The organism is Enterobacter sp. MGH 16 (assembly GCF_000493175.1).
GTDB classification, from domain to species: Bacteria; Pseudomonadota; Gammaproteobacteria; order Enterobacterales; family Enterobacteriaceae; genus Enterobacter; species Enterobacter roggenkampii.
In genome coordinates, this window is record NZ_KI535695.1 from 707,729 (window position 1) to 733,219 (window position 25,491).

A 25,491-nucleotide genomic window follows, 5' to 3' on the forward strand; every position below is an offset into this window, starting at 1 on the left:
GCCGAAAAGCCTTCTGGATGGCTGTAAAATTGATTGAAATTTGTGCTATTGCTTGAGGATGTAATAAGCTCAATAAGAATGGGGTTTATTTTTTGTGGCTGGATATTTCGCGGAAACAAAACGTAACAGGTAGTGGTTGTGACGGGGTGAAGGTTTGAAGATGCTGACTTTACGCTGACGAAAAATGACAATACAGGATAAAATAATGGCCAGCACAGGCTGGCCATTTTAGTCTTTTACCGATTAGAAGCTGGCGTTACGTGGCGTACGTGGGAACGGAATCACGTCACGAACGTTCTGCACACCGGTCACGTAGGCGATCAGACGCTCAAAGCCCAGACCAAAACCGGCGTGCGGTACGGTACCGTAACGACGCAGATCGCGGTACCAGCTGTAGTCCGCAGGGTTAAGACCCATCTCTTCCATACGCGCGTCCAGCACGTCCAGACGCTCTTCACGCTGAGAGCCACCGATGATTTCACCGATGCCCGGCGCCAGGACGTCCATCGCTGCCACGGTTTTACCGTCTTCGTTAAGGCGCATATAGAAGGCCTTAATGTCTTTCGGGTAGTTTTTAACGACAACCGGCGCTTTGAAATGCTTCTCGGCCAGATAGCGCTCGTGCTCAGACGCCAGGTCTACGCCCCAGTAAACCGGGTTCTCGAACTTCTCACCGCATTTCTCGAGGATCGCCACCGCGTCGGTGTAGTCCACCTGCGCAAAATCGGCAGAGACGAAGCGCTCCAGGCGGGCTACCGCGTCGCTGTCTACGCGCTCGGCGAAGAATTTCATGTCGTCCGGACGCTCTTCCAGCACCGCTTTGAAGACATACTTCAGCATCGCTTCCGCCAGACCTGCAACATCGTCCAGGTTGGCGAACGCCACTTCAGGCTCCAGCATCCAGAATTCCGCCAGGTGACGGCTGGTGTTGGAGTTTTCGGCACGGAAGGTAGGGCCAAAGGTGTAGATTTTAGACAGCGCGCAGGCGTACGTTTCGCCGTTGAGCTGACCGGATACGGTCAGGAAGGCCTCTTTACCAAAGAAGTCTTTGTCATAGTCCACTTTACCTTCCGGGGTGCGCGGCAGGTTTTCGAGATCCAGCGTTGAGACGCGGAACATCTCACCGGCGCCTTCCGTATCGGACGCGGTGATCAGCGGGGTAGACACCCAGAAATAACCCTGCTCATCGAAGAAACGATGCAGCGCCTGCGCCAGCGTATGACGTACGCGAGCAACCGCACCAATCAGGTTGGTACGTGGACGAAGGTGCGCCACTTCACGCAGATACTCAATGCTGTGACGTTTAGCCGCCATCGGATAGGTATCCGGATCTTCAACCCAGCCGGTGACTTCAATGGCAGAAGCCTGAATTTCGAAACTCTGACCCTGGCCCGGGGATGCCACGACCACGCCGGTGACAATAACGGAACAGCCCGTCGTCAGGTGCAGAACGTCATCATTGTAATTGGGCAGAGAATTATTAATGACGGCCTGTACAGGATCAAAGCAGGAACCGTCATAGACGGCAAGGAAGGAGATGCCAGCTTTAGAATCTCGGCGGGTACGCACCCATCCGCGCACGGTGACTTCTGAGTCAACGGCGACACGGCCCTGGAGTACGTCGGCTACAGGCACAACGCTCATAATATTCTCTCTGTTAATAGTCGGAAAAAATAAACACTTGTCCACCCTTATGGGGGGATATCTATGTTACCTGCCATCCGCTATCAGACAAGTAAATTTCGCGGTCAAAAGGGAAGAATTGAGAAATAAATAAGAAGAGGGGAGCCATGAAGGCTCCCTTAAGCGCTTAACTGGCTTTTTTGATCTGGGGAAGATCGAAGGCTTTGCGCAACGCGCGGACAAACGCCTTGTCATGGCAGATGGTTTTGCCCGGGCTGTCGGAGAGTTTCGCCACCGGTTTGCCGTTACATTCCACCAGCTTTATCACGATATTCAGAGGTTTTACCTGAGGAATGTCGCAGGTTAACCGGGTACCGATCCCGAAGCTCAGGTTCACTCTGGCGTTGAAATGGCGATAGAGTTCGACGGCTTTCGCCAGATCGAGATTATCGGAGAAGACCAGCACCTTGCTCATCGGGTCAATGCCCAGTTTCTCGTAATGGGCAATCGCCTTCTCACCCCACTCAACCGGATCTCCGGAATCGTGGCGCAACCCCTGATAACGCTCCGCAAATTCAGGTCCAAAGTCGCGCAGGAAGGCATCCATCGTAATACAGTCCGTGAGGGCAATTCCGAGTTGACTCGGGTACTCCTCAAGCCATGCGGCCAGCGCTGCGCGCTGGCTGTTAGCCAGGTCAGGGCTAATTTGCTGATGCGCCTGGAACCACTCGTGCGCCTGGGTACCCATTGGCGTCAGATTGAGGCGACGGGCCAGATCGTAGTTACTGGTGCCCACGAACCACGGCTCCTGCTGCAGACGTTTAACGATGGCTTCCTGAACGTCACGCGAAAAACGGCGGCGGGTGCCAAAGTCCATCAGGCGGAAGCGGGACATGTCCAGCCCTGCGGTCAGCGTGGAGAAGTCAGCGAGTTTCTTTTCCAGCGAGGCCACCGCCTGCGCTACGCCCGTTTCCGGGGAACGGTAGCGGTGAGCCAGTTCACTGATTACCGCCAGAAGCGGCACTTCCCACATGATCACTTCCCGCCACGGACCTGCAAGGCGAATATCCAGCTTGCCGTTATCGTTAACCACGGTGACCTGCTCCGGCTTATAGCGGAAGTCGCGCAGCCAGTTCAGGTAGTCGGCTTTGAAGAAAGGCAGGCCAGAAAGCCACTGATATTCCTCGTCCTGCAGCGTCAGATGCTGCATAGCATTGACCTGTTCACGAATGGCGTCTGCGTAGATACCGAGCAAGTCGTCGCCACGGCAGCGGAATTCCGCCGCGACATGAACGTCATAGTAATGGTGGAAAACGGCTTGCTGCATGTGCAGTTTATACGCGTCGGTATCCAGCAACGTATGCAGAACTGGAGAAGCGAATTGAGTCATAGGTGCGCAGTAGCATCCTCTCACAGGAGCGTTTAGTACAATAAACAACTCCGGAGTATACCTTGTTTAGTGATTTATTGAACCCCGATCACAACATAAGCGCGTTTTATGGTCGAGGGCATTTTGTGCCCCGTGTTATACAAATGTAGCAAAAAAAGGTGTTGACCCTGAAAAGATGAACATTCTGCATAGCGCGTTTTGCGCAACAGGAATATATTGAAACGTTACTCGACAAACGATGCATAAGGTTTTCTATGACACAACAGCCACAAGCCAAATACCGCCACGACTACCGTGCGCCGGATTATCTGATTAGCGAAATCGATCTGACTTTTGACCTGGATGCCACTAAAACCGTTGTCACGGCGGTGAGTCAGGTGACGCGCCACAGCGCAACTGCTGTGCCGCTGCGTCTGGATGGCGAAGACCTGACGCTGGTCTCCCTGCATATTAATGATGAAGCCTGGTCAGACTATAAAGAAGAAAACAACCAGCTGGTCATCGACAACCTGCCGGAACAGTTTACGCTGCGCATCGTGAATGAAATCAGCCCGGCCGCCAACACCGCGCTGGAAGGGCTTTATCAGTCAGGCGTGGCGCTGTGTACCCAGTGTGAAGCGGAAGGGTTCCGCCACATTACCTGGTATCTCGACCGCCCGGACGTCCTCGCGCGCTTCACCACCAAAATCATCGCAGATAAAACCCTGTATCCCTTCCTGCTCTCCAACGGCAACCGCGTAGGCGAAGGCGAGCTGGAGAATGGCCGTCACTGGGTTCAGTGGCAGGATCCGTTCCCGAAACCGTGCTACCTGTTTGCGCTGGTGGCAGGGGACTTCGACGTGCTGCGCGACACCTTCAAAACGAGCTCAGGCCGCGAAGTGGCGCTGGAGCTGTTTGTTGACCGTGGTAACCTGGACCGCGCGCCGTGGGCGATGACCTCGCTCATCAACTCCATGAAGTGGGACGAAGAGCGCTTTGGCCTCGAATATGACCTCGACATCTATATGATCGTTGCCGTTGATTTCTTCAACATGGGCGCAATGGAGAACAAAGGCCTGAACGTCTTTAACTCCAAATACGTGCTGGCGCGCACCGATACCGCCACCGATAAAGATTATCTCGATATCGAACGCGTCATCGGCCACGAATATTTCCACAACTGGACCGGTAACCGCGTCACCTGCCGCGACTGGTTCCAGCTGAGCCTGAAAGAGGGCCTGACCGTCTTCCGTGACCAGGAGTTCAGCTCCGATCTGGGTTCACGCGCGGTGAACCGCATCAATAACGTGCGTACCATGCGCGGCCTGCAGTTCGCGGAAGATGCCAGCCCAATGGCGCACCCGATCCGTCCGGATAAAGTCATCGAAATGAACAACTTCTACACCCTGACGGTGTATGAGAAAGGCGCTGAAATTATCCGCATGATCCACACCCTGCTGGGTGAAGAGAACTTCCAGAAAGGGATGCAGCTCTACTTCGAGCGCCATGACGGCAGTGCGGCCACCTGCGACGATTTTGTGCAGGCAATGGAAGATGCTTCTAATGTTGATCTTTCCCACTTCCGCCGCTGGTACAGCCAGGCCGGTACGCCAGTTGTTACCGTCAAAGACGACTACAATCCGGAAACCGAGCAGTACACGCTGACCATCAGCCAGCGCACGCCGCCGACGGCAGAGCAGGAAGAGAAATACCCGCTGCATATTCCGTTCAGCATTGAGCTGTACGATAACGAGGGCAAAGTCATTCCATTGCAGAAGGGCGGCCACCCGGTACACCACGTGCTGAACGTGACCCAGGCCGAGCAGACCTTTATCTTCGATAACGTCTACTTCCAGCCGGTGCCTGCGCTGCTGTGTGAGTTCTCCGCGCCGGTGAAGCTGGAGTACAAGTGGAGCGATCAGCAGCTGACGTTCCTGATGCGTCACGCCCGCAACGACTTCTCCCGCTGGGATGCGGCGCAAAGCCTGCTGGCGACCTACATCAAGATCAACGTAAACCGTCACCAGCAGGGTCAGCCGCTGTCGCTGCCTGTTCACGTGGCTGACGCGTTCCGCGCGATCCTGCTGGATGAGAAGATTGACCCGGCGCTGGCCGCTGAAATTCTGACCCTGCCGTCAGCAACGGAAATCGCGGAGTTGTTCGAGATTATCGATCCGATCGCGATCGTGGCGGTGCGTGAAGCGCTGACCCGTACGCTGGCTGCTGAACTGGCTGACGAGTTCCTCGCCATTTATAACGCCAACAAGCTTGACGCTTATCGCGTTGAGCACGCGGACATTGGTAAACGTTCTCTGCGTAACACCTGCCTGCGCTATCTGGCGTTTGGTGAAACCGAGCTGGCGAACACCCTGGTGAGCAAGCAGTATCACGAGGCGGATAACATGACCGACGCGCTGGCCGCGCTGGGCGCAAGCGTTGCCGCCGAACTGCCGTGCCGCGATGCGCTGATGCAGGAGTATGACGACAAGTGGCATCAGGATGGTCTGGTAATGGATAAGTGGTTCATCCTGCAGGCGACCAGCCCGGCGGCCGATGCGCTCAGCAAGGTGCGCAGCCTGCTGAAGCATCGTTCCTTTACCCTGAGCAACCCAAACCGCGTACGCTCGCTGATTGGCGCGTTTGCCAGCAGCAACCCCGCCGCGTTCCACGCCGAAGACGGCAGCGGTTATCAGTTCATGGTGGAAATGCTGACCGAGCTGAACAGCCGTAACCCGCAGGTGGCGTCGCGTCTGATAGAGCCGCTAATCCGTCTGAAACGCTACGATGAGAAGCGTCAGGCGAAGATGCGTGCCGCGCTTGAGCAGCTGAAAGGGCTGGAAAACCTGTCTGGCGATCTGTACGAGAAGATTGCTAAAGCGTTAGCGTAATAAAAGTTTACCCTCCCTCTCCCTGTGGGAGAGGGCCGGGGGTGAGGGCATCAGGCATTAGCCTTAGCTCGCTGTAACTCCGTGCCCCCGCGTTTCATCACCCGATCCAGCACTTCTGCCTCCAGCTCCGCCAGTCTTGCCGAGCCCACGCGACGAGGCCGGGGAAGATCCACCGTCAGATCCAGACCGATTTTTCCTTCCTCTATTAACAGCACCCGATCGGCCATTGCGACGGCTTCGCTCACGTCATGCGTCACCAGCAGTACCGTAAAGCCGTGCGTCTGCCAGAGGGAACCAATCAAATCCTGCATTTCGATTCGCGTCAGGGCGTCGAGCGCGCCCAGTGGTTCATCGAGCAAGAGCAGGCCCGGACGGTGAATCAACGCCCGCGCCAGCGCAACGCGCTGCTTCTGTCCACCCGAGAGTGCGGCAGGCCATTCATCGGCGCGATTTTCCAGCCCAACGGCGGCCAGCGCCTGGCGGGCTTCATCCCGCCAGTTACCCTTAAGACCGAGCCCGACATTGTCGATAACCGATTTCCACGGCAGCAGGCGTGCATCCTGGAACATCATGCGGGTATCATCCTGAATATTCGAAAGCGGCGTCGTTCCTGCCAGAATGTCGCCGCCGTTGGGGGCTTCCAGTCCGGCCAGCAGCCGTAGCAGCGTACTCTTGCCGCCGCCGCTGCGCCCGACTACGGCCACAAACTGTCCGGCGGGAATATGCAAATCCAGCCCGTTAAGAATGGTGTTATCGCCGTAGCGTTTGGTGACACCGTTCAGCAGTAACGGGGTCCCCTGATTCAGTCGTGCAGTATTCATGCTTTCGCCTCCTGAAGAGTGTAGGCCGGGTTCCAGCGCAGCCAACTGCGCTCCAGCCACTGGGCGCTAACGTCAGCGAGTTTGCCGAGCAGGGCATAAAGAATAATGGCAACCACTACCACGTCCGTTTGCAGGAATTCGCGGGCATTCATCGCCAGATACCCGATGCCGGAGTTGGCCGATATAGTTTCCGCCACAATCAGGGTCAGCCACATCAGGCCGAGCGCAAAGCGCACCCCGACCATGATGGAGGGCAGGGCGCCCGGCAGGATCACGTGAGTAAAGAGAGAAAAACCCGACAAGCCGTAGCTTCGTGCCATCTCCACCAGACCACGATCGATATTGCGGATGCCGTGCCAGGTGTTGATGTAGATCGGGAACAGCGTGCCCAGCGCCACGAGGAAGATCTTGGCGCTTTCATCAATCCCAAACCATAAAATCACCAGCGGGATCAGCGCCAGATGCGGCACGTTCCGCAGCATCTGAATGGAGGTATCCAGCAGCCGCTCGCCCCAGCGTGAAAGGCCGCTCACCAAGCCCAGAACCAGCCCGATACTGCCGCCGATGGAAAACCCAATCACCGCGCGCCAGGAGCTGATTGCCAGATGCTGCCACAGCTCGCCGCTGACGCTCAGCGACCAGAACGCTTCGATAACGCCCTCGGGAGAGGGCAAAATGCGGCTCGACAGCCAGCCGGTGGACGACGCGAGCTGCCAGAGAGCCACGATGCCGACGGGCAAAAACCACGGTGCGGCGCGCAGCAGCCATTTTTGTGAAGTGGCAGACATGGTCACTCCTTAGCTCTGTGCGGCTTTGCGTGGAATAAACTCGTTTGCCACGGCTTCGTCCTGCAGCTGGAGCTGCTGCGGCTGCGGAACCTCCGGAATGGCGACATCAAGATGCGGGAACAACAGCTCGCCGACCTTGTACGCCTCTTCCAGGTGCGGATAACCGGAGAGAATAAAGCTGTCGATGCCCAGTTCGGCGTATTCATTGATGCGCGCGGCCACGGTCGGGCCGTCGCCGACCAGCGCCGTACCCGCACCGCCGCGCACCAGGCCGACGCCCGCCCACAGGTTCGGGCTGATCTCCAGATTCTCGCGCTTGCCGTTGTGCAGGGACGCCATCCGGTGCTGCCCGACGGAGTCGGTTTTGGCAAACGCGGCCTGCGCCTTTGCGATGGTCTCGTCGTCCAGATGGGAAATCAGGCGGTCAGCGGCCTGCCAGGCTTCTTCATTGGTTTCGCGCACAATCACGTGCAGGCGGATACCGAAGCGCACCTTGCGGCCATGGGCGGCCGCTTTCGCGCGAACCTGAGCGATTTTTTCTTTCACCAGCTCAGGCGGTTCGCCCCAGGTCAGATAGAGGTCGACCTGCTCCGCCGCCAGATCCTGGGCTACATCCGACGACCCGCCAAAATAGAGCGGCGGGCGCGGCTGCTGCACCGGCGGGAAGTAGAGCTTCGCGTCGCGAACGTGAATATGCTTACCTTCAAAGGTGACGGTTTCCCCTTCCAGCAGGCGTCGCCAGACGCGGGTGAACTCGGCGGAGGCCTCATAGCGTTCGGTATGGTCGAGGAACACGCCGTCGCCCGCCAGCTCCTGCGGATCGCTGCCCGTCACCAGGTTAAACAGGGCGCGGCCGTTGGACAGCCTGTCCAGCGTGGCCGCCTGACGTGCCGCCACGGTAGGGGAGACGACGCTCGGGCGTAACGCGACAAGGAACTTCAGGCGCTGTGTAACCGGGATCATCGACGCGGCGACCAGCCAGGCATCTTCACATGAGCGTCCGGTTGGGATCAGCACGCCGGTGAAGCCGATTCGGTCCGCCGCCTGTGCAATCTGCTGCAGGTAGCCATGGTCAACCGGGCGTGAACCCTCTTCTGTGCCAAGATAGTGTCCATCACCGTGGGTGGGTAAAAACCAGAAAAGATTCAGACTCATGATTTAGCTCCTTCTTTGCCTGCGGGTTGCCAGATGCGTTCGCGAATAGTGACCTGTTTTGGAACCAGGCGGTTTTGATAGAAGAGGTCAGCCGTTTGTTGCTGAAGTGCGGCGACGTGTGCGTCCACCGGCGTAATGGTGGTCGGCGGACGGTGGTTGAGATAGCTCGCGATCACCGGCTCAGGTAAGCCCATGGTTTTCGCCAGCAGGGCAATGCTCTCCTGACGTTGGCTCTGAGTCAGGGCATCGGCCTGGGTAAAGGTATCCAGCACGCCCTGAATAAATGCGCCGTTCTTTTCCGCATAAGGGCGCGCGGCCAGATAGAACGAGCCGGTCTGCTTCAGCGTGGTACCGTCTTTCAGCACGCGAACGCCGCCCTGCAGTAATGCGGCGGAGTAGTACGGATCCCAGATGGCCCAGGCATCAACGTTCTTCTGCTGGAACGCGGCGCGCGCGTCAGCGGGAGTCAGGTAAACAGGCTGAATGTCAGTGAACTTGAGCCCGGCCTCTTGCAGGGCACGCAGCAACAGGTTGTGTGAGCTGGAACCTTTCTGGAATGCGACCTTATGGCCTTTGAGATCGGCGACACTTTTGATATCGCTGTTTTCAGGCACCAGGATCACCTCGGCCTTCGGTTTGGGCGGCTCAACGCCTACATAGACGAGGTCCGCTCCCGCCGCCTGGGCAAATATCGGCGGAATATCGCCCGTGCTGCCGAGGTCGATACTGCCTACGTTAAGGGCCTCCAGCATCTGCGGGCCGGCCGGGAACTCCACCCAGGAGAATTTGGTGTCCGGGAAGCGTTTTTCCAGAAGCTGGTGGCTTTTTGCCAGCACCATGCTGACGCTGCCTTTCTGATACCCGATGCGTAAACTTTCCGGAGCCGTTTCTGCGGCATGGGCCAGCGAGGTAAGCGCCATCAAACCGGCCAGTCCGATGCGGGTTAACGTTTTAAACATGTGCGACTCCTTGAGGCTGACCAAACGCCGGGGCCTGGATATCTCTTCGGTGAAGGGCATGCCAGAACGTTTCCAGAGCGTTATCGAGGCGGGTTTGCAGGTTAGGCGTAAAGTGGGGTTTGTGTTGATAGTCGATGACCTGCGAGTCATCGGCGAAAACGCCGTGGAGGATCTCCTGCGCTTTCAACGCGTTCAGCACCGGCTTCAGGGCATAATCCACGGCCAGTAAATGGGCAACCGTACCGCCCGTTGCCAGCGGCAGCACCACCTTGCCGTCCAGCGCGCGTTCCGGAAGCAGATCGAGCAGGGTTTTCAGGGCCCCGGAAAAGGAGGCCTTATAGATGGGCGTTGCTACGATCAGGCCGTCCGCGCCGTTAAGTTGCTCAATGAGGGTTTTCAGCGCGGGGCTGTCGAAACGGGCGTAGAGCAAATCTTCAGGTTCGAAGTTATGCAGGTTCCAGTGGCACACTTCCACATCCAGAGCATTCAGTTTTTCACGGGCATATTCCAGCAGGGCGCTGGAGCGCGAAGGGAATCGTGGACTTCCGGCCAGGGTAATGACGCGCATACTTTCTCCTTATAACTAATTGTTTGCTTTTATCTAACATTCATAACAATTTTAAGGAGTGTGACACCGCGCGTTTATTCCACTAAATGATTTATCTGCAATTAAAATGCAAAAAAGTGCATAACAAATGGACGGGGAGGTAAACGATTGCGTTTTACGCGGTTTTTTTTGCCGCAGGTCAATTCCCTTTCGCGATGGGATCGCCCATAATCCCCTCCCGGTTTGCACACCGGGAATCCAGGAGAGTTCATGTACTACCCCTTCGTTCGTAAAGCCCTTTTCCAGCTCGACCCTGAGCGCGCTCATGAATTTACATTCCAGCAATTACGTCGTATTACCGGCACGCCTCTGGCCGCGCTGGTGCGCCAGCATGTGCCGGTAAAACCTGTGCAGTGCATGGGGCTGACTTTTAAAAATCCGCTGGGTCTGGCGGCCGGTCTGGACAAAAATGGCGAGTGCATTGATGCCCTGGGCGCGATGGGCTTTGGCTCCATTGAAATCGGTACCGTCACCCCGCGCCCGCAGCCGGGAAATGACAAACCGCGCCTGTTCCGACTGGTGGAAGCCGAAGGGCTGATCAACCGCATGGGCTTCAATAACCACGGTGTTGATCACCTGGTCGAGAACGTAAAAAAAGCCCACTTTGACGGAATACTGGGCATCAATATCGGCAAAAATAAAGACACGCCGGTCGAGCAGGGTAAAGATGACTATCTGATTTGTATGGAAAAAGTCTACGCCTATGCCGGTTATATTGCGGTGAATATTTCCTCACCCAATACCCCGGGCCTGCGATCCTTACAATATGGTGAAGCGCTGGACGATCTTCTGAGTGCCATTAAAAATAAGCAAAATGAACTCCAGGCGATCCACCACAAATATGTTCCGGTCGCGGTTAAGATCGCCCCGGATCTTTCTGCCGAAGAATTGATCCAGGTTGCCGACAGTTTGGTTCGCCATAATATTGATGGTGTAATTGCGACCAATACCACGCTCGATCGTTCCCTCGTGCAGGGAATGAAAAACTGTGACGAAGCGGGTGGGTTAAGTGGCCGTCCGGTGCAATTAAAAAGCACCGAAATTATTCGTGCCCTGTCTGCGGAATTAAATGGCCGCCTGCCGATTATTGGCGTCGGCGGCATTGACTCCGTGATTGCTGCGCGTGAGAAGATGGCGGCGGGTGCGTCACTGGTGCAAATCTATTCCGGCTTTATTTTTAAAGGACCGCCGCTGATTAAAGAAATCGTTACGCATATCTAATCTTTTCTCGTAATCAGACAACCGGGGCTTTATTTCCAGCCCTGGTTGTTTTATATTCCGTCACTGTTGCTTATTTAGACATTATAGTCTTTTATTAATGGTGTTATAAACGAAGCGGCAAACAGGACATTTTTAGTACAGGACGTTTCGGGGACGGGAGAGAAACATGCGAATTAAACCTGACGATAACTGGCGCTGGTATTTTTGCGACGAGCATGACCGAATGATGCTCGACTTAGCCAATGGCATGTTGTTTCGCTCTCGTTTTGCCCGCCGAATGTTAACCCCGGACGCTTTTTCCCCGTCAGGCTTTTGCGTTGATGACGCTGCGCTTTATTTCTCCTTTGAGGAAAAATGTCGCGATCTGATGCTCTCGAAAGAGCAGCGCGCCGAGCTGGTATTAAATGCGCTGGTGGCTATCCGTTTCCTGAAGCCGCAAATGCCAAAGAGCTGGCATTTCCTGCCGCACGGCATGAACTGGACCCCGGCAACGGGCGATGCGGCCAGCGTCAACCTGAGCGATACCGCAGAAGAGGTGAGCCTGCTGGTGGTAGAGCCAGGCGAAAATGCCGCGCTCTGCCTGCTGGCCCAGCCTGGCGTGACGATTGCCGGGCGGACGATGCAGCTCGGGGATGCCATTAAGGTCATGAACGACAGGCTGAAGCCCCAGCTTCGCGTGGATGCCTTCAGCCTCGAGCAGGCGGTTTAAGCTTCCAGCTGTACGGACGTTTTCGGGACGCAGCTACAGCACAGAATTGTGCCGTCATTTCCAATTGCCGACTTTTTCAACGCACTCACTTCGCCATCCACCAGTCTGATACGACAGCATCCGCAAATGCCCGCGCGGCAGGAATAGGGTATGCGGATCCCCGCTTGTTCCAGCTGCTCAAGCAGTACCTGCTGGTTGTTACCCCGGATGACGTTGCCCTGCCAGTGAATATCTACCGCAGAGGCGACGTTCGTCTCAACGTCGACAAACTCCTCCTCCTGACCCGAGCCGTACACTCTCGCTGGCCCACGAGCAAGAATTTCGACCTCATCGCCGACGCGGATCGCGCCGCTGGAGCGTGGGATCAGGTTCTGGCCGAAATCGACATCGCCATTATCCTGCGCGGTGCGGAATGATTGCAGGGTTTTCAACGGTTCGCCGGAAGGATGCTTCTGGCCTTTCTCCGGGCTCACCGTCGTGAAAATGCAGCGGCTGCACGGCTTCACAACGTCAAAAATGACGCTGCCGATGCGGATCACTTTCCAGGTATCTTCATCCCAGGCATCCGCGCCGGTGACGACCAAATTCGGTCGAAACTGTTCCATCTGCACGCTGGCTTTGCAGCGGCCTTGTAAATCACGCAGCGAGGCTTCGTTCGTCAGCAGGAACGGGAAGCCATCGGCGAAGGAGAGGGGAACGGCGTCGTGGCGCTTTACGCGACGCGTCAGTTCAGGCCCAACCCAGCGCAGCTGCACGTCGCGGGAGAAGAAGCCGCTCAGCCAGCGGTTAATCTCATCCGGGGCGATGCGCGCGGTAAAATGGTTTCCCCACACTTCCGTTGGCGCATCGACGGGCGCAAAATCAGCGAAGCGAATCACCGCGCTGGAACCGTCCGGCGCGGTAAGATGCAAACCGTCGTGAAGCGGGGAAGGGGTAAAGCGAACCATCTGAGGGAACTGGCGTGCGGTAATAAACGTACCGTCAGGCTCGGTGACCATAAAAATTCGATCGAAGGCGAATCCGCTCATGTCGGCCAGCGCGTGAGAGACGCCGATGCCGCGCATGGATTTCACCGGATGAATAAAAAGCCTGGATAACGTCGCCACTGCACACTCCCTCGAATGAAAATAAGCCTTCAACTTTATGACATACACGCCATATTAGCTATAATGCGCGACAATTTTCTAAGAGTAAAAGTGACGATATGAATTCTCTGTTTGCCAGTACGGCCCGTGGGCTGGAAGAGCTGTTAAAAACTGAACTGGAAAGCCTGGGCGCACAAGAGTGTCAGGTGGTTCAGGGTGGTGTCCATTTTGAGGGCGACACGCGGCTTATTTACCAGAGCCTGATGTGGAGCCGCCTGGCGTCGCGCATCATGCTGCCGATGAAGGAGTGCAAGGTTTATAGCGACCTTGACCTCTACACCGGCGTACAGATGATCGACTGGACAGAGATCTTCACCCCGAATGCCACCTTTGCGGTGCATTTCAACGGCGTGAACGACGAGATCCGCAACAGCCAGTACGGTGCCCTGCGCGTAAAAGACGCCATTGTGGACTGCTTTACGCGTAAAAATAAGGAACGTCCGAACGTCGATCGTGAAAACCCGGATCTGCGTATTAACGTCTGGCTGAACGGCGACACGGCGAGTATCTCTCTCGATCTGAGCGGTGCGGGCCTGCACCTGCGCGGCTACCGCGATCGCACCGGTATGGCGCCGATCAAAGAAACGCTGGCTGCCGCCATCGTAATGCGCTCCGGCTGGCAGCCGGGCACGCCGCTGCTCGACCCGATGTGCGGTTCCGGTACCCTGCTGATTGAAGCGGCCATGCTGGCCACCGACCGCGCCCCGGGGCTGCACCGCGGCCAGTGGGGCTTCAAAGGCTGGGCGCAGCACGATGAAGCGCTCTGGAAAGAAGTCAAAGATGACGCGCAGACCCGCGCACGTAAGGGGCTGGCGGAATATACCTCTCATTTCTACGGCTCCGATAGCGACCCTCGCGTCATTGAGCGCGCGCGCAGCAACGCCCGCCGTGCCGGTATCGGCGAGCTGGTCACCTTCGAAGTGAAAGACGTGGCGAACCTGACCAACCCGCTGCCAAAAGGCCCGTACGGTACGGTGATCAGCAACCCGCCATACGGCGAACGTCTCGACAGCGAACCGGCGTTGATTGCCCTGCACAGCCTGCTGGGCCGCAACATGAAGGACCACTTCGGCGGCTGGAACCTGTCTCTGTTCAGCGCCTCGCCGGAACTGCTGAGCTGCCTGCAGCTGCGCGCCGACCGCCAGTTTAAGGCGAAAAACGGCCCGCTGGACTGCGTGCAGAAAAACTACCATCTGGCGGAGAAGGCGGCCGACAGTAAGCCGTCCGGCGTGGCGGAAGATTACGCTAACCGTCTGCGCAAGAACCTGAAGAAATTTGAGAAGTGGGCGAAGCAGGAGGGCATTGAATGCTACCGCCTGTATGATGCCGACCTGCCGGAGTACAACGTGGCGGTTGACCGCTACGCGGACTGGGTGGTGATTCAGGAATATGCGCCGCCGAAAACCATTGATGCGCAAAAAGCGCGTCAGCGCATGCTGGACGTTATTGCCGCCACCATCGCCGTGCTGGGTATTGCGCCAAACAAGCTGGTGCTGAAAACCCGCGAACGTCAGAAAGGTAAAAATCAGTACCAGAAGATGGGCGAGAAGGGCGACTTTATCGAAGTGGGCGAATATAACGCCCGCCTGTGGGTCAACCTGACCGACTATCTGGATACCGGCCTGTTCCTCGACCACCGTATCGCCCGCCGCATGCTGGGCCAGATGAGCAAGGGCAAGGACTTCCTGAATCTCTTCTCCTATACCGGCAGCGCCAGCGTGCATGCTGGTCTGGGCGGCGCGCGCAGCACCACCACGGTGGACATGTCCCGCACCTATCTGGAGTGGGCGGAGCGCAACCTGCGTCTTAACGGCTTAACCGGGCGTCAGCATCGCCTGATGCAGGCTGACGTGCTGGGCTGGCTGCGCGACACCGACGAGCAGTTCGACCTGATCTTTATCGATCCGCCGACCTTCTCCAACTCCAAGCGTATGGAAGATAGCTTTGACGTTCAACGCGATCACCTGCGCCTGATGACCGACCTGAAGCGCCTGCTGCGTAAAGGCGGCACCATTATGTTCTCGAACAACAAACGCGGCTTCCGTATGGATCATGACGGCTTAGCAGCCCTGGGACTGAAAGCACAAGAAATCAGCCAAAAAACGCTGTCTCAGGACTTTGCCCGTAACCGTCAAATCCATAACTGCTGGTTGATTACCGCGGTCTGAAAGGAAAAATAAATGTCTTTAATTAGTATGCACGGCGCGTGGCTCTCTTTCAGCGACTCACCGCTTCTCGACAATGCAGAGCTGCACATCGAAGATAACGAGCGCGTCTGTCTGGTGGGCCGTAACGGCGCGGGTAAATCCACGCTGATGAAAATCCTTAACCGCGAACAGGGCCTGGATGACGGGCGCATTGTTTACGAACAGGATCTGATTGTCTCCCGCCTGCAGCAGGATCCACCGCGTCACGTGACCGGCAGCGTGTACGATTTCGTGGCGGAAGGGATCTCCGAGCAGGCTGAATACCTGAAGCGCTATCACGAGATTTCGCATCTGGTGATGACCGATCCGAGCGACAAAAACCTCAACGAACTGGCAAAAGTGCAGGAGATGCTCGATCACCACGGTCTGTGGCAGCTTGAAAACCGCATTAATGAAGTGCTGGCGCAGCTCGGGCTGGAACCCGACATGGAGCTGTCGGCGCTCTCCGGCGGCTGGCTGCGTAAAGCGGCTCTTGGCCGCGCGCTGGTTAGCGGGCCGAAGGTGCTGCTGCTGGACGAACCGACGAACCACCTGGATATCGAGGCGATCGACTGGCTGGAAGGCTTCCTGAAAACCTTCAGCGGCACCATCATCTTTATCTCGCACGACCGTTCGTTTATTCGCAATATGGCGACGCGTATTGTCGACCTCGACCGCGGCAAGCTGGTGACCTATCCCGGCGATTACGACACCTATCTGCTGGAGAAAGAAGAAAACCTGCGCGTGGAAGAGCTGCAGAATGCGGAGTTTGACCGCAAGCTGGCGCAGGAAGAAGTCTGGATCCGCCAGGGCATCAAAGCCCGCCGTACCCGTAACGAAGGCCGCGTGCGCGCCCTGAAGGCGATGCGTCGCGAGCGCAGCGAACGCCGTGAAGTGATGGGCAGCGCCAAAATGCAGGTGGAAGAGGCGTCCCGTTCCGGCAAGATTGTCTTTGAAATGGAAAACGTTAACTATCAGGTTGACGGTAAAGTGCTGGTGAAAGACTTCTCGGCACAGGTTCAGCGCGGCGACAAAATCGCCCTGATTGGCCCGAACGGCTGCGGTAAAACCACGCTGCTGAAACTGATGCTCGGCCAGCTGCAGGCCGACAGCGGCCGCATTCACTGCGGGACCAAGCTGGAGGTCGCCTACTTCGACCAGCATCGCGCGGAGCTGGATCCGGACCGTACGGTGATGGACAACCTCGCCGAAGGCAAGCAGGAAGTGATGGTGAACGGCAAGCCGCGCCACGTGCTGGGTTACCTGCAGGATTTCCTGTTCCATCCGAAGCGCGCCATGACGCCGGTGCGCGCGCTGTCGGGCGGTGAGCGCAACCGTCTTCTGCTGGCGCGCCTGTTCCTGAAGCCAAGCAACCTGCTGATCCTCGATGAACCGACCAACGATCTGGATGTCGAAACGCTGGAACTGCTGGAAGAGCTGATTGACGGTTATCAGGGTACCGTGATGCTGGTCAGCCACGATCGTCAGTTCGTTGACAACACCGTGACCGAGTGCTGGATCTTCGAAGGTGAAGGGCGAATTGGTCAATATGTCGGCGGTTATCACGATGCAAAAGGGCAGCAGGCACAGTCGCTGGCGACGAAGCAGTCAAAGTCCAAAATAAGTTCTGAACCTGCTGTAACAAAAGCAGAAACTGTCAAGAAAACCTCGGCTAAACTAAGCTATAACCTGCAGCGCGAACTGGAGGGGCTGCCGCAGCGTCTTGAAGAGCTGGAGGCTGCGCTTGAGGATCTGCAAAAACAGGTTGCTGATGCGTCATTCTTTACCCAATCGCATGACTATACTCAGAAAGTATTGGCTGAAATGTCCGCGGCTGAAAAAGCCCTGGAAGACGCCTTTGAGCGCTGGGAGTACCTTGAGTCTCTGAAAAACGGCGCATAAACAGGGATAACATATGTGTGACCAGCACCATGCCGACAGGCATATTTTATGCTCGCAATGCGATATGCTCGTGGCGTTGCCAGAGCTTGGTCACGGACATAAAGCCCTGTGTCCACGCTGTGGCGCGACGTTGACAACCGAGTGGGACGCGCCGCGGCAGCGTCCCACTGCTTACGCGCTGGCAGCACTGTTCATGCTGCTGCTCTCTAATCTCTTCCCCTTCATCTATATGAAGGTGGGGGGGATCACCAGTCAGGTGGATCTGCTTGAAATCCCGGGCGTGATGTTCTCGGAAGATTACGCCAGCCTGGGGACCTTCTTTCTCCTGTTTGTCCAGATAGTCCCGGCTTTTTGCCTGGTCGTCATCCTTTTGCTGGTGAACCGCGTCAGGATGCCGGCACCGCTGAAAATCCGACTTGCGCGTATTCTGTTTCAGCTCAAAAGCTGGGGGATGGCGGAGATCTTTCTGGCGGGGATCCTGGTCAGTTTCGTGAAGCTGATGGCGTACGGCGACGTGGGGATTGGCAGCAGCTTTATTCCCTGGTGTCTGTACTGCGTCCTGCAGCTGCGCGCTTTCCAGTGCGTGGACAGACGCTGGGCGTGGGATGATATCGCCCCGGCACCGACGCTTGCGCAGACGGTGAAGGTCGGCGTGCCCGGCATTCGTCAGGGGCTGCGTTCCTGCCCGTGCTGCACCGCCGTGCTGCCCGCCGATCTCGACGTTTGTCCGCGCTGCGAAACAAAGGGGCACGTACGCCGTAAAAATAGCCTGCAGTGGACGATGGCGCTGCTGGTCACGTCCGTCATGCTGTATCTGCCAGCCAATATTCTGCCAATCATGATCACCGATTTGCTCGGCGACAAAATGCCCTCGACGATCCTGGCCGGGGTGATACTGCTCTGGGGTGAAGGTTCCTATCCGGTCGCTGGCGTCATCTTTATCGCCAGTATTATGGTGCCCACCTTAAAAATGATCGCCATCGCCTGGCTCTGTTGGGATGCGAAAGGTCATGGGAAACGCGACAGCGAACGCATGCACCTGATTTATGAAGTGGTCGAGTTTGTCGGACGCTGGTCAATGATTGACGTGTTTGTCATCGCCGTTCTCTCTGCGCTGGTGCGGATGGGCGGTTTGATGAGTATTTATCCTGCGATGGGGGCTTTAATGTTTGCACTGGTCGTGATCATGACCATGTTTGCGGCCATGACCTTCGACCCTCGTTTATCGTGGGATCGTGAGCCTGAATCAAGCCATGAGGAAGAGTAAGAGCATGGAAAATAAGAGTGGAGAGGCGAAAGTGCAGAAGGTCAAAAACTGGTCTCCGGTGTGGATTTTTCCCATCGTGACTGCGCTGATCGGTGCCTGGATCCTGTTTTATCATTACAGCCATCAGGGGCCGGAAGTGACGCTGATAACCACCAATGCCGAGGGGATTGAGGGCGGTAAAACGACCATCAAAAGCCGTAGCGTGGATGTGGGCGTGGTGGAAAGCGCAACCCTGACCGACGATTTAACCCATGTGGAAATTAAGGCGCGCCTGAATGCCGGCATGGAAAAACTGCTGCACGGCGATTCCGTTTTCTGGGTCGTTAAGCCGCAGGTGGGGCGTGAAGGGATCAGCGGCCTGGGGACGCTGCTCTCGGGTGCCTACATTGAGCTGCAGCCGGGCGCTAAGGGTAACCAGCCGGCCCAATACCAGCTTCTGGATTCACCGCCGCTAGCACCGCCTGATGCCAAGGGCATCCGCGTGATCCTCGACAGCAAAAAAGCGGGTCAGCTCACGGCGGGCGACCCGGTTCTGTTCCGCGGCTACCGCGTCGGTTCGGTTGAGAAAAGCACGTTTGATCCACAGAAACGCGCGATCAGCTATCAGCTCTTCATTAATGCGCCAAACGATCGCCTGGTCACCAGCAACGTCCGCTTCTGGAAAGACAGCGGGATCGCGGTAGATCTGACTTCGGCAGGCATGCGCGTTGAAATGGGTTCGCTGACCACGCTGTTTGGTGGCGGCGTGAGCTTTGACGTGCCGGAGGGCCTGGATTTAGGGCAGCCGGTCGCAGAGAACACCGCTTTCCGTCTCTTTGACGATCAAAAAAGCATTCAGGATGCGCTCTATACCGATCACGTTGACTTCCTGATGTTCTTTAAAGACTCCGTTCGCGGCCTGCAGCCGGGGGCGCCTGTTGAGTTCCGCGGCATTCGTCTCGGTACGGTTGGGCAAGTGCCGTTCTTCGTTCCGGGCCTTCAGCAGGTGCTGGATGATGATTACCGCATTCCGGTACTGATCCGCATTGAACCAGAGCGTCTGCTTAATCAGATTGGTGAAAATCAGGATATCGCGACTCATATCACCCAGCTGATGGAACGCGGTCTGCGCGGGTCGCTGAAAACCGGCAACCTGGTAACCGGTGCGCTGTATGTGGATATGGACTTCTACCCGAAAGCACCGCCGATTACCGGTATCCGTGAATTCGGTGGCTACAAGATCATCCCAACGGTGAGCAGCGGTCTGGCGCAGATCCAGCAGCGTCTGATGGAGACGCTGGATAAGATCAACAATCTGCCACTGAATCCGATGATTGAAGCGGCAACAAACTCGCTGAGCGAAAGCCAGGCAACGATGCGCCGTCTGCAAACCACGCTGGATAACATCAACAAGATTACGGCGAGCCAGAGCATGCAGCAGCTGCCGCAGGACATGCAGAAAACGCTGCGTGAGCTGAACCGCAGTATGCAGGGCTTCCAGCCGGGATCAGCGGCCTATAACAAGATGGTGGCAGATATGCAGCGTCTTGATCAGGTCCTGCGTGAACTGCAGCCGGTGCTGAAAACGCTCAACGAGAAGAGCAATGCGCTGGTGTTCGAAGCGAAAGATAAAAAGGATCCTGAGCCGAAGAGGGCAAAAGAATGAAAAAATGGCTATTGATGGTTGGCGCTCTGCTGTTAACGGCGTGCAGTTCAGGGGGAGATAATAAAAGCTATTATCAGCTGCCTGTGGCAACCCACAGCGGTGGGCAAAGCACGGCCAGTCAGGGAAACCGCCAGCTGTGGGTTGAGCAAGTCGCCGTGCCGGATTATCTGGCAGGAAACGGCGTGGTCTATCAGACCAGCGACGTGAAATACGTGATTGCAACCAACAACCTGTGGGCCAGCCCGCTGGATCAGCAGCTGCGCAACACGCTGGTGGCCAATCTGGGCAGCCAGCTTCCGGGGTGGGTAGTCGCATCGCAGCCGCTGGGTAACGATCAGGATACGCTGAACGTCACCGTAACGGGCTTCCACGGCCGTTATGACGGTGCGGTGGTCATCAGCGGGGAGTGGTTGCTGAACCATCAGGGGCAGCTGATTAAGCGTCCTTTCCATCTGGAGCTGAAGCAGCAGAAAGATGGCTATGACGAAATGGTGAAAGTCCTGGCTCAGGGATGGGCGCAGGAGTCGGCCAGTATCGCGAGAGAGATTTCCCGGCTGCCATAAGTAAAATTCATCATCAGAAACCGCAATCGGTCTGTCGCTGATTGCGGTTTTTTTTCGTTTTCAACTCAGGTTGTTACTTGTGCCACGTCACAATTTTTGTACAAATGAACTTCCAGCTAGCTCACAAATATGACACCCGTATGAATTTTGAACATTGACGATGCGACTAATTCGGGGTATTCGTTATCTGTGCCTGTGCAGATAGTGCAGACACTGTTTTCTTTCCACCAGACAAAAGAATGAGGGAAACGAGGCATGAAGAGACAGAAACGAGATCGCCTGGAACGGGCTCATCAACGTGGTTATCAGGCCGGCATCGCTGGACGTTCTAAAGAAATGTGTCCTTATCAGACGATAAATCAAAGGTCACAATGGCTTGGAGGCTGGCGAGAAGCCATCGGCGACAGGGCACTCATAGCCTGATAACGTCTCTTTCAAAAAAGAAACCTCCGCAATGCGGAGGTTTCGCCTTTCTGGAGGTGCGAAAGCACGATCAGAACGCGGACGTGTCCTGGAACAGGCCAACCTTCAGGTCGCTTGCGCTATAGATCAGACGACCGTCTACCAGCACTTCGCCATCTGCCAGGCCCATAATCAGGCGGCGGTTAACGATGCGCTTGAAGTGAATACGATAGGTCACTTTCTTCGCCGTAGGCAGAACCTGGCCGGTGAATTTTACTTCGCCTACGCCCAGCGCGCGGCCTTTACCTTCACCACCCAGCCAGCCCAGATAGAAGCCAACCAGCTGCCACATGGCATCCAGACCCAGACAGCCAGGCATTACCGGATCGCCAATAAAGTGGCAGCCGAAGAACCACAGGTCCGGGTTGATATCGAGTTCTGCTTCTACGTAACCCTTATCGAAGTTGCCGCCGGTTTCGGTCATTTTCACGACACGGTCCATCATCAGCATGTTCGGGGCCGGTAACTGTGGGCCTTTCGCGCCAAACAGTTCACCGCGACCAGAGGCAAGAAGATCTTCTTTTGTATAGGATTCGCGTTTATCTACCATGTTCTCAGTAAGCCTTATTTTAGTGAAGGACGCAGGATAGCTAACACGTGTACGCTGAACAAGTCCGATCAGTTCGAACTAAACCAGCCCAGCCAGCGTAACGGCCATGGATAACGGTGACGAGCATCCTGCTGTGTTGCCTGAGCAATGCGCTCCTGGATAGTCTGCATCAGGGTGGTTTGCCCTTCGCCATCCCATACCAGGTTTGTCAGTAAGGGTAGTGCATCCTCAATCCCTTCGATGGCCCAGATAGCGAACTGCTCTTGTTCAACCGCATCCAGAATCTCCTGGCTGAGGCTTAAATGGCGTGCGTTGGGAGCCGGAATAATCACACCCTGCTTGCCGTTTAAACCGCGCTGCTGACAGATAGAGAAGAAGCCTTCAATTTTTTCGTTGAGGCCACCCACAGGCTGCGCACGACCGAATTGATCCACCGAACCGGTGATCGCGATGTTCTGATTGATGGGCACTTCCGCCAGGGCGCTGATTAAGGCACACAGTTCAGCCATAGAGGCGCTATCGCCATCCACTTCGCTGTAGGACTGCTCAAACGTCAGCGAGGCGGAGAAGGGGATCTGCTGCTCAAGCTGCAGTTCAGACATCAAAAACGCCTGCATGATCATCATGCCTTTGGCGTGAATGTTTCCGCCCAGCTCGGCTTTGCGTTCGATGTCGGTAAACTCGCCATCGCCAATATGCACAACGCAGCTAATACGGGACGGCTCCCCGAACGCGCGCGGATGGCCAGGGAATTCAATCACCGACAGGGCGTTGATCTGTCCGACGCGTTCGCCTTCGGTTTCCACCAGAATTTGTTCCAGCAGAATTTCATCCTGCATACGGTCAGCAAGATAGCCTTCCCGCCACTCACGCTGAGCCAGCATCTGGGTGAGCTGCTCCCCGGTGAACGCACCGCTACCGCTCACCACGCCCACTTCACGCAGCTGTTTGCCGATCCAGAGCGGGCAGAGTGGCAGCGTTTCCTGGTCACCGGTATAACGCACCGCTTCGCGGATCAGGCCTGGCCATGCGTCAGCCGCAGGCGTTGGCAGTGCAAAACGTTCAGCAACGGCCATCACCCACTGGCACCACTGCGCCATATCGTCGGCATCGGCAATCTGGATATTGTCTTCGTATTCGCTATACACCGCCTGTTCAGCCAGTTCAGGCTCCATTTCCTGGAAGTCTGCCAGCGATTCACGGTCGCCCGTCAGCACGACGGTTAATGACAGCGGCATAGACGGAACCGAGACAGGCAGAGGACGAGACTCATCGTAGCCGACCCAGTCGAAACGCTGCTGATGCACGATGGTTTTCAGACGCATCCACAGCAGCGGCTGCGAGAGCAGGGTACGCAGCGAGATGATCAGGACACCACCATTTGCGCGATGTACCAGCCCAGGCTGCAGCGAAAGCTCGCCGTTAAACTGGCGCAGACAACCAAAGAGTTGTTCAGCCTCGACCCAGTTCGCGGTAATCACCTCGCCCTTAGCGGCAAAAAGGCCGTCGGCCTGCGCCGCCGGTTCGAAAGTAACATCATGTCCAGCGATACGATACTGGCCGCCAAAAACGGCGTTCGCTTCCGGCTTTAGCTGACGCACGGCATCCCCGAACAACGTCAGGTATTCCGCTTCTTCCGGGGCTTTGAGCAGCATGAAAGGCGCAGTTGCCCAGGGGCTTAATACCTGCTCCAGCGCATAATGCAAACGGGGCTGCGTATCGCTAAGGATGAATTCGTGTTCTTTTGCGAGATCTGGCTGTGCAAACAGTTCCTGATAACTTTCGGTATCCGGAACAAGGTCACGCCATGCAAGTTTCGTAATGGTCAAAGTTGATGTTTTTTAGTCAGATGTAAAAGCGTGGAGTATACCGTAAGCGGGGGGCTCTACCCAAGCAGGATTGGGGATTTCGACAAGGTGATTGGCTGCATTCACTCACAGGATATGATTTCTTTTCAGCAGATTGCTAAAAAACTGATATTCTGAACAGAGTTACGTGGTAACACTGAGATCGCAATGAAATATCAACAACTGGAAAATCTCGAAAGCGGCTGGAAATGGAAGTACCTGGTCAAAAAGCACCGTGAAGGGGAGCTGATCACCTGCTACATCGAAGCCAGCGCTGCGCAAGAAGCCGTGGATATTTTGCTGACCCTCGAAAACGAACCGGTACAGGTCAACGGCTGGATTGAGAAACACATTAATCCTGCGTTGTTAAACCGGATGAAGCAAACTATCCGCGCGCGACGCAAACGGCATTTTAATGCTGAGCACCAGCACACTCGCAAAAAATCAATCGACCTGGAATTTGTTGTCTGGCAGCGCCTGGCCGGGCTGGCACAACGACGGGGTAAAACGCTGTCGGAAACCATCGTGCAGTTGATTGAGGATGCAGAACATAAAGAGAAGTACGCCAACCAGATGTCGACACTGAAGAATGACCTTCAGGCGCTGTTGGGTAAAAAGTAGTTTTTTTACTTTTCTTCAGACAATAAAAAACCCCGCATTGCGGGGTTTTTTTATAAGACGATAACTTATGCCGCTGGCTGAGTTACAACGTCTTTGATGCCTTTAACTTCGATCTCTACGCGACGATCTGGAGCCAGGCAGTCGATCAGTGCAGCGCGAGCTTTCACGTTGTCACAGGTGTTGCCAGTAACTGGGTTAGATTCGCCCATACCACGTGGGGAGATCTTGTTAGCTGGGATACCTTTAGAGATCAGGTAATCAACAACAGACTGAGCACGTTTCTCAGACAGTTTCTGGTTGTAAGCGTCAGAACCGATACGGTCGGTGAAGCCCAGAACCACTACAGAACCGTCTTTAGGATCCAGGTTGCTCAGCTGGGTGTACAGCTGATCCAGTGCCTGCTGGCCTTCTGGTTTCAGAGTCGCTTTGTTGAAGTTGAACAGAACGTCAGACTTCAGAGTGAAGTGCTTGGTCTGTACTTCTGGAGCTGGAGCCGGCGCTGGAGCAACAACTGGTGCTGCTTCTTCCTGCTGGCCGAAACGGTAGGAAACACCTACGCTCAGCATGCCGTTGTCTGGACGAACACCAACGGTGTTGCCGTCGCCGATGTTGTTAACCCACTGGTATTCCAGACGGGTAGCGATGTCACGGGTCATAGCCCACTCAACGCCACCAGCGAATACTGGGGAAACACCGGTGTCATGGTCGTCGCCAGCGATGCTGTTGCTGGAGTCAGCGCGCCATACCATGCCGCCCAGACGGGTGTACACGTCCAGATCGTCAGTTACTGGGTAACCCAGTTTAGCGGTCAGCTGAACGCCCTGTGCTTTGAAAGCGCCGTTTACGGTGTCGCCTTTGTATGGCATACGACCTAACCAGTCGTAACCCATTTCAAAACCAACATACGGGTTAACCTGATAGCCACCGAACGCACCTGCACCAAGCTGGCTCTCGTGAGTTGGGCCATCATTGTTCAGGCTGCTGTTGTACCAGCCGGTGTCGTGGAACTGAGACCAGCCCAGTTTACCACCTGCATACCAGGTATTATCTTTCGGAGCGGCCTGCGCTACGGTAGCGAAGCCAGCCAGTGCCACTGCAATCGCGATAGCTGTCTTTTTCATTTTTTGCGCCTCGTTATCATCCAAAATTCGCCATGAAAGTCT

General features: G+C 56.0%; 21 protein-coding genes. 10 read left to right on the forward strand and 11 right to left on the reverse strand.

All coding sequences use genetic code 11. The features are described 5' to 3' along the window. Window positions 1-243 precede the first annotated feature (243 nt). Together asnS and pncB are read right to left on the reverse strand one after the other, a co-directional pair. A complete protein-coding gene (gene asnS / locus L362_RS19405; RefSeq protein ID WP_021240867.1) occupies window positions 244-1,644 on the reverse strand; it encodes an asparagine--tRNA ligase in 1,401 nt (466 codons plus the stop codon). Window positions 1,645-1,810: 166 nt separating this feature from the next. Continuing rightward, window positions 1,811-3,013 (reverse strand): nicotinate phosphoribosyltransferase, encoded by a 1,203-nt coding sequence (pncB, locus tag L362_RS19400; RefSeq protein WP_023343692.1) that lies wholly within the window; start codon window positions 3,011-3,013, stop codon window positions 1,811-1,813. Window positions 3,014-3,267: 254 nt separating this feature from the next. Between pncB and pepN the strand changes: the two genes are divergently transcribed. Continuing rightward, window positions 3,268-5,880, forward strand: coding sequence for an aminopeptidase N (gene pepN / locus L362_RS19395; RefSeq protein WP_023343693.1), 2,613 nt, complete (start codon window positions 3,268-3,270; stop codon window positions 5,878-5,880). 50 nt (window positions 5,881-5,930) lie between these two features. On the opposite strand, the gene ssuB is transcribed toward pepN, so the two are convergent. From ssuB to ssuE, 5 genes are read right to left on the reverse strand one after another with little or no spacing between them, the layout of a single operon-like run. Next, a complete protein-coding gene (gene ssuB / locus L362_RS19390; RefSeq protein WP_008499944.1) occupies window positions 5,931-6,701 on the reverse strand; it encodes an aliphatic sulfonates ABC transporter ATP-binding protein in 771 nt (256 codons plus the stop codon). Next, the gene (ssuC, locus tag L362_RS19385) at window positions 6,698-7,489 is read right to left on the reverse strand and encodes an aliphatic sulfonate ABC transporter permease SsuC (protein WP_023343694.1); all 792 of its coding nucleotides are present in this window, start codon (window positions 7,487-7,489) and stop codon (window positions 6,698-6,700) included. Before ssuC ends, ssuB begins: the two co-directional genes overlap by 4 nt. A 9-nt stretch (window positions 7,490-7,498) precedes the next feature. Then, window positions 7,499-8,644 carry an FMNH2-dependent alkanesulfonate monooxygenase gene (gene ssuD / locus L362_RS19380; protein WP_023343695.1) on the reverse strand — a complete coding sequence of 382 codons (1,146 nt, stop codon included), beginning with the start codon at window positions 8,642-8,644 and terminating at the stop codon, window positions 7,499-7,501. Continuing rightward, window positions 8,641-9,603, reverse strand: coding sequence for a sulfonate ABC transporter substrate-binding protein (locus L362_RS19375; RefSeq protein WP_023343696.1), 963 nt, complete (start codon window positions 9,601-9,603; stop codon window positions 8,641-8,643). Before L362_RS19375 ends, ssuD begins: the two co-directional genes overlap by 4 nt. Further along, window positions 9,596-10,171, reverse strand: coding sequence for an NADPH-dependent FMN reductase (gene ssuE, locus L362_RS19370; RefSeq protein WP_008499940.1), 576 nt, complete (start codon window positions 10,169-10,171; stop codon window positions 9,596-9,598). The genes L362_RS19375 and ssuE overlap by 8 nt, the downstream gene beginning before the upstream one ends. A gap of 249 nt (window positions 10,172-10,420) precedes the next feature. Here ssuE and pyrD point away from each other — a divergent pair, with 249 nt between their 5' ends. Next, the gene (gene pyrD / locus L362_RS19365) at window positions 10,421-11,431 is read left to right on the forward strand and encodes a quinone-dependent dihydroorotate dehydrogenase (protein WP_008499939.1); all 1,011 of its coding nucleotides are present in this window, start codon (window positions 10,421-10,423) and stop codon (window positions 11,429-11,431) included. Window positions 11,432-11,597: 166 nt separating this feature from the next. Next, on the forward strand, window positions 11,598-12,140 hold the full coding sequence (zapC, locus tag L362_RS19360) for a cell division protein ZapC (RefSeq protein WP_021240861.1): 543 nt from the start codon (window positions 11,598-11,600) through the stop codon (window positions 12,138-12,140). On the opposite strand, the gene L362_RS19355 is transcribed toward zapC, so the two are convergent. Then, window positions 12,137-13,246, reverse strand: a complete 1,110-nt coding sequence (locus tag L362_RS19355) for a YcbX family protein (RefSeq protein WP_008499937.1) — start codon at window positions 13,244-13,246, stop codon at window positions 12,137-12,139. The two genes, zapC and L362_RS19355, sit on opposite strands and share 4 nt — an antisense overlap. 98 nt (window positions 13,247-13,344) lie before the next feature. Between L362_RS19355 and rlmKL the strand changes: the two genes are divergently transcribed. From rlmKL to rmf, 6 genes are all read left to right on the forward strand, one after another. Next, window positions 13,345-15,453 (forward strand): bifunctional 23S rRNA (guanine(2069)-N(7))-methyltransferase RlmK/23S rRNA (guanine(2445)-N(2))-methyltransferase RlmL, encoded by a 2,109-nt coding sequence (rlmKL, locus tag L362_RS19350; protein WP_021240859.1) that lies wholly within the window; start codon window positions 13,345-13,347, stop codon window positions 15,451-15,453. 12 nt (window positions 15,454-15,465) lie between these two features. After that, window positions 15,466-17,373 (forward strand): ABC transporter ATP-binding protein, encoded by a 1,908-nt coding sequence (locus L362_RS19345; protein ID WP_008499935.1) that lies wholly within the window; start codon window positions 15,466-15,468, stop codon window positions 17,371-17,373. A gap of 13 nt (window positions 17,374-17,386) precedes the next feature. Next, on the forward strand, window positions 17,387-18,640 hold the full coding sequence (pqiA, locus tag L362_RS19340; RefSeq protein ID WP_008499934.1) for a membrane integrity-associated transporter subunit PqiA: 1,254 nt from the start codon (window positions 17,387-17,389) through the stop codon (window positions 18,638-18,640). Between the two features lie 4 nt (window positions 18,641-18,644). Then, window positions 18,645-20,285, forward strand: a complete 1,641-nt coding sequence (gene pqiB, locus L362_RS19335; RefSeq protein ID WP_008499933.1) for an intermembrane transport protein PqiB — start codon at window positions 18,645-18,647, stop codon at window positions 20,283-20,285. Next, window positions 20,282-20,848 (forward strand): membrane integrity-associated transporter subunit PqiC, encoded by a 567-nt coding sequence (gene pqiC, locus L362_RS19330; RefSeq protein WP_008499932.1) that lies wholly within the window; start codon window positions 20,282-20,284, stop codon window positions 20,846-20,848. The genes pqiB and pqiC overlap by 4 nt, the downstream gene beginning before the upstream one ends. Before the next feature lie 255 nt (window positions 20,849-21,103). Continuing rightward, the gene (gene rmf / locus L362_RS0122705) at window positions 21,104-21,271 is read left to right on the forward strand and encodes a ribosome modulation factor (protein ID WP_013097261.1); all 168 of its coding nucleotides are present in this window, start codon (window positions 21,104-21,106) and stop codon (window positions 21,269-21,271) included. A 70-nt stretch (window positions 21,272-21,341) separates the two neighbouring features. Here the strand turns inward: rmf and fabA are convergent, their stop codons facing one another. After that, window positions 21,342-21,860 carry a 3-hydroxyacyl-[acyl-carrier-protein] dehydratase FabA gene (gene fabA, locus L362_RS19325; protein WP_008499931.1) on the reverse strand — a complete coding sequence of 173 codons (519 nt, stop codon included), beginning with the start codon at window positions 21,858-21,860 and terminating at the stop codon, window positions 21,342-21,344. Between the two features lie 68 nt (window positions 21,861-21,928). Next, window positions 21,929-23,689, reverse strand: a complete 1,761-nt coding sequence (locus L362_RS19320; RefSeq protein ID WP_023343697.1) for an AAA family ATPase — start codon at window positions 23,687-23,689, stop codon at window positions 21,929-21,931. 186 nt (window positions 23,690-23,875) lie between these two features. Between L362_RS19320 and matP the strand changes: the two genes are divergently transcribed. Next, window positions 23,876-24,328, forward strand: a complete 453-nt coding sequence (gene matP, locus L362_RS19315; RefSeq protein WP_008499929.1) for a macrodomain Ter protein MatP — start codon at window positions 23,876-23,878, stop codon at window positions 24,326-24,328. 65 nt (window positions 24,329-24,393) lie between these two features. Here the strand turns inward: matP and ompA are convergent, their stop codons facing one another. Continuing rightward, window positions 24,394-25,449 carry a porin OmpA gene (ompA, locus tag L362_RS19310; protein ID WP_008499928.1) on the reverse strand — a complete coding sequence of 352 codons (1,056 nt, stop codon included), beginning with the start codon at window positions 25,447-25,449 and terminating at the stop codon, window positions 24,394-24,396. Between the last annotated feature and the right edge of the window lie 42 nt (window positions 25,450-25,491).

What these genes read in the sequence shown, in the direction of transcription:
- rmf (WP_013097261.1), top strand. Translation starts at nt 21,104, where the DNA reads ATGAAGAGACAGAAACGAGATCGCCTGGAACGGGCTCATCAACGTGGT.
- rlmKL (WP_021240859.1), top strand. Translation starts at nt 13,345, where the DNA reads ATGAATTCTCTGTTTGCCAGTACGGCCCGTGGGCTGGAAGAGCTGTTA.
- ssuD (WP_023343695.1), bottom strand. Translation starts at nt 8,644, where the DNA reads ATGAGTCTGAATCTTTTCTGGTTTTTACCCACCCACGGTGATGGACAC.
- ssuC (WP_023343694.1), bottom strand. Translation starts at nt 7,489, where the DNA reads ATGTCTGCCACTTCACAAAAATGGCTGCTGCGCGCCGCACCGTGGTTT.
- ssuB (WP_008499944.1), bottom strand. Translation starts at nt 6,701, where the DNA reads ATGAATACTGCACGACTGAATCAGGGGACCCCGTTACTGCTGAACGGT.
- pyrD (WP_008499939.1), top strand. Translation starts at nt 10,421, where the DNA reads ATGTACTACCCCTTCGTTCGTAAAGCCCTTTTCCAGCTCGACCCTGAG.
- ompA (WP_008499928.1), bottom strand. Translation starts at nt 25,449, where the DNA reads ATGAAAAAGACAGCTATCGCGATTGCAGTGGCACTGGCTGGCTTCGCT.
- pqiC (WP_008499932.1), top strand. Translation starts at nt 20,282, where the DNA reads ATGAAAAAATGGCTATTGATGGTTGGCGCTCTGCTGTTAACGGCGTGC.
- L362_RS19345 (WP_008499935.1), top strand. Translation starts at nt 15,466, where the DNA reads ATGTCTTTAATTAGTATGCACGGCGCGTGGCTCTCTTTCAGCGACTCA.
- pncB (WP_023343692.1), bottom strand. Translation starts at nt 3,013, where the DNA reads ATGACTCAATTCGCTTCTCCAGTTCTGCATACGTTGCTGGATACCGAC.
- asnS (WP_021240867.1), bottom strand. Translation starts at nt 1,644, where the DNA reads ATGAGCGTTGTGCCTGTAGCCGACGTACTCCAGGGCCGTGTCGCCGTT.
- matP (WP_008499929.1), top strand. Translation starts at nt 23,876, where the DNA reads ATGAAATATCAACAACTGGAAAATCTCGAAAGCGGCTGGAAATGGAAG.
- ssuE (WP_008499940.1), bottom strand. Translation starts at nt 10,171, where the DNA reads ATGCGCGTCATTACCCTGGCCGGAAGTCCACGATTCCCTTCGCGCTCC.
- pepN (WP_023343693.1), top strand. Translation starts at nt 3,268, where the DNA reads ATGACACAACAGCCACAAGCCAAATACCGCCACGACTACCGTGCGCCG.
- L362_RS19375 (WP_023343696.1), bottom strand. Translation starts at nt 9,603, where the DNA reads ATGTTTAAAACGTTAACCCGCATCGGACTGGCCGGTTTGATGGCGCTT.
- fabA (WP_008499931.1), bottom strand. Translation starts at nt 21,860, where the DNA reads ATGGTAGATAAACGCGAATCCTATACAAAAGAAGATCTTCTTGCCTCT.
- zapC (WP_021240861.1), top strand. Translation starts at nt 11,598, where the DNA reads ATGCGAATTAAACCTGACGATAACTGGCGCTGGTATTTTTGCGACGAG.
- pqiB (WP_008499933.1), top strand. Translation starts at nt 18,645, where the DNA reads ATGGAAAATAAGAGTGGAGAGGCGAAAGTGCAGAAGGTCAAAAACTGG.
- pqiA (WP_008499934.1), top strand. Translation starts at nt 17,387, where the DNA reads ATGTGTGACCAGCACCATGCCGACAGGCATATTTTATGCTCGCAATGC.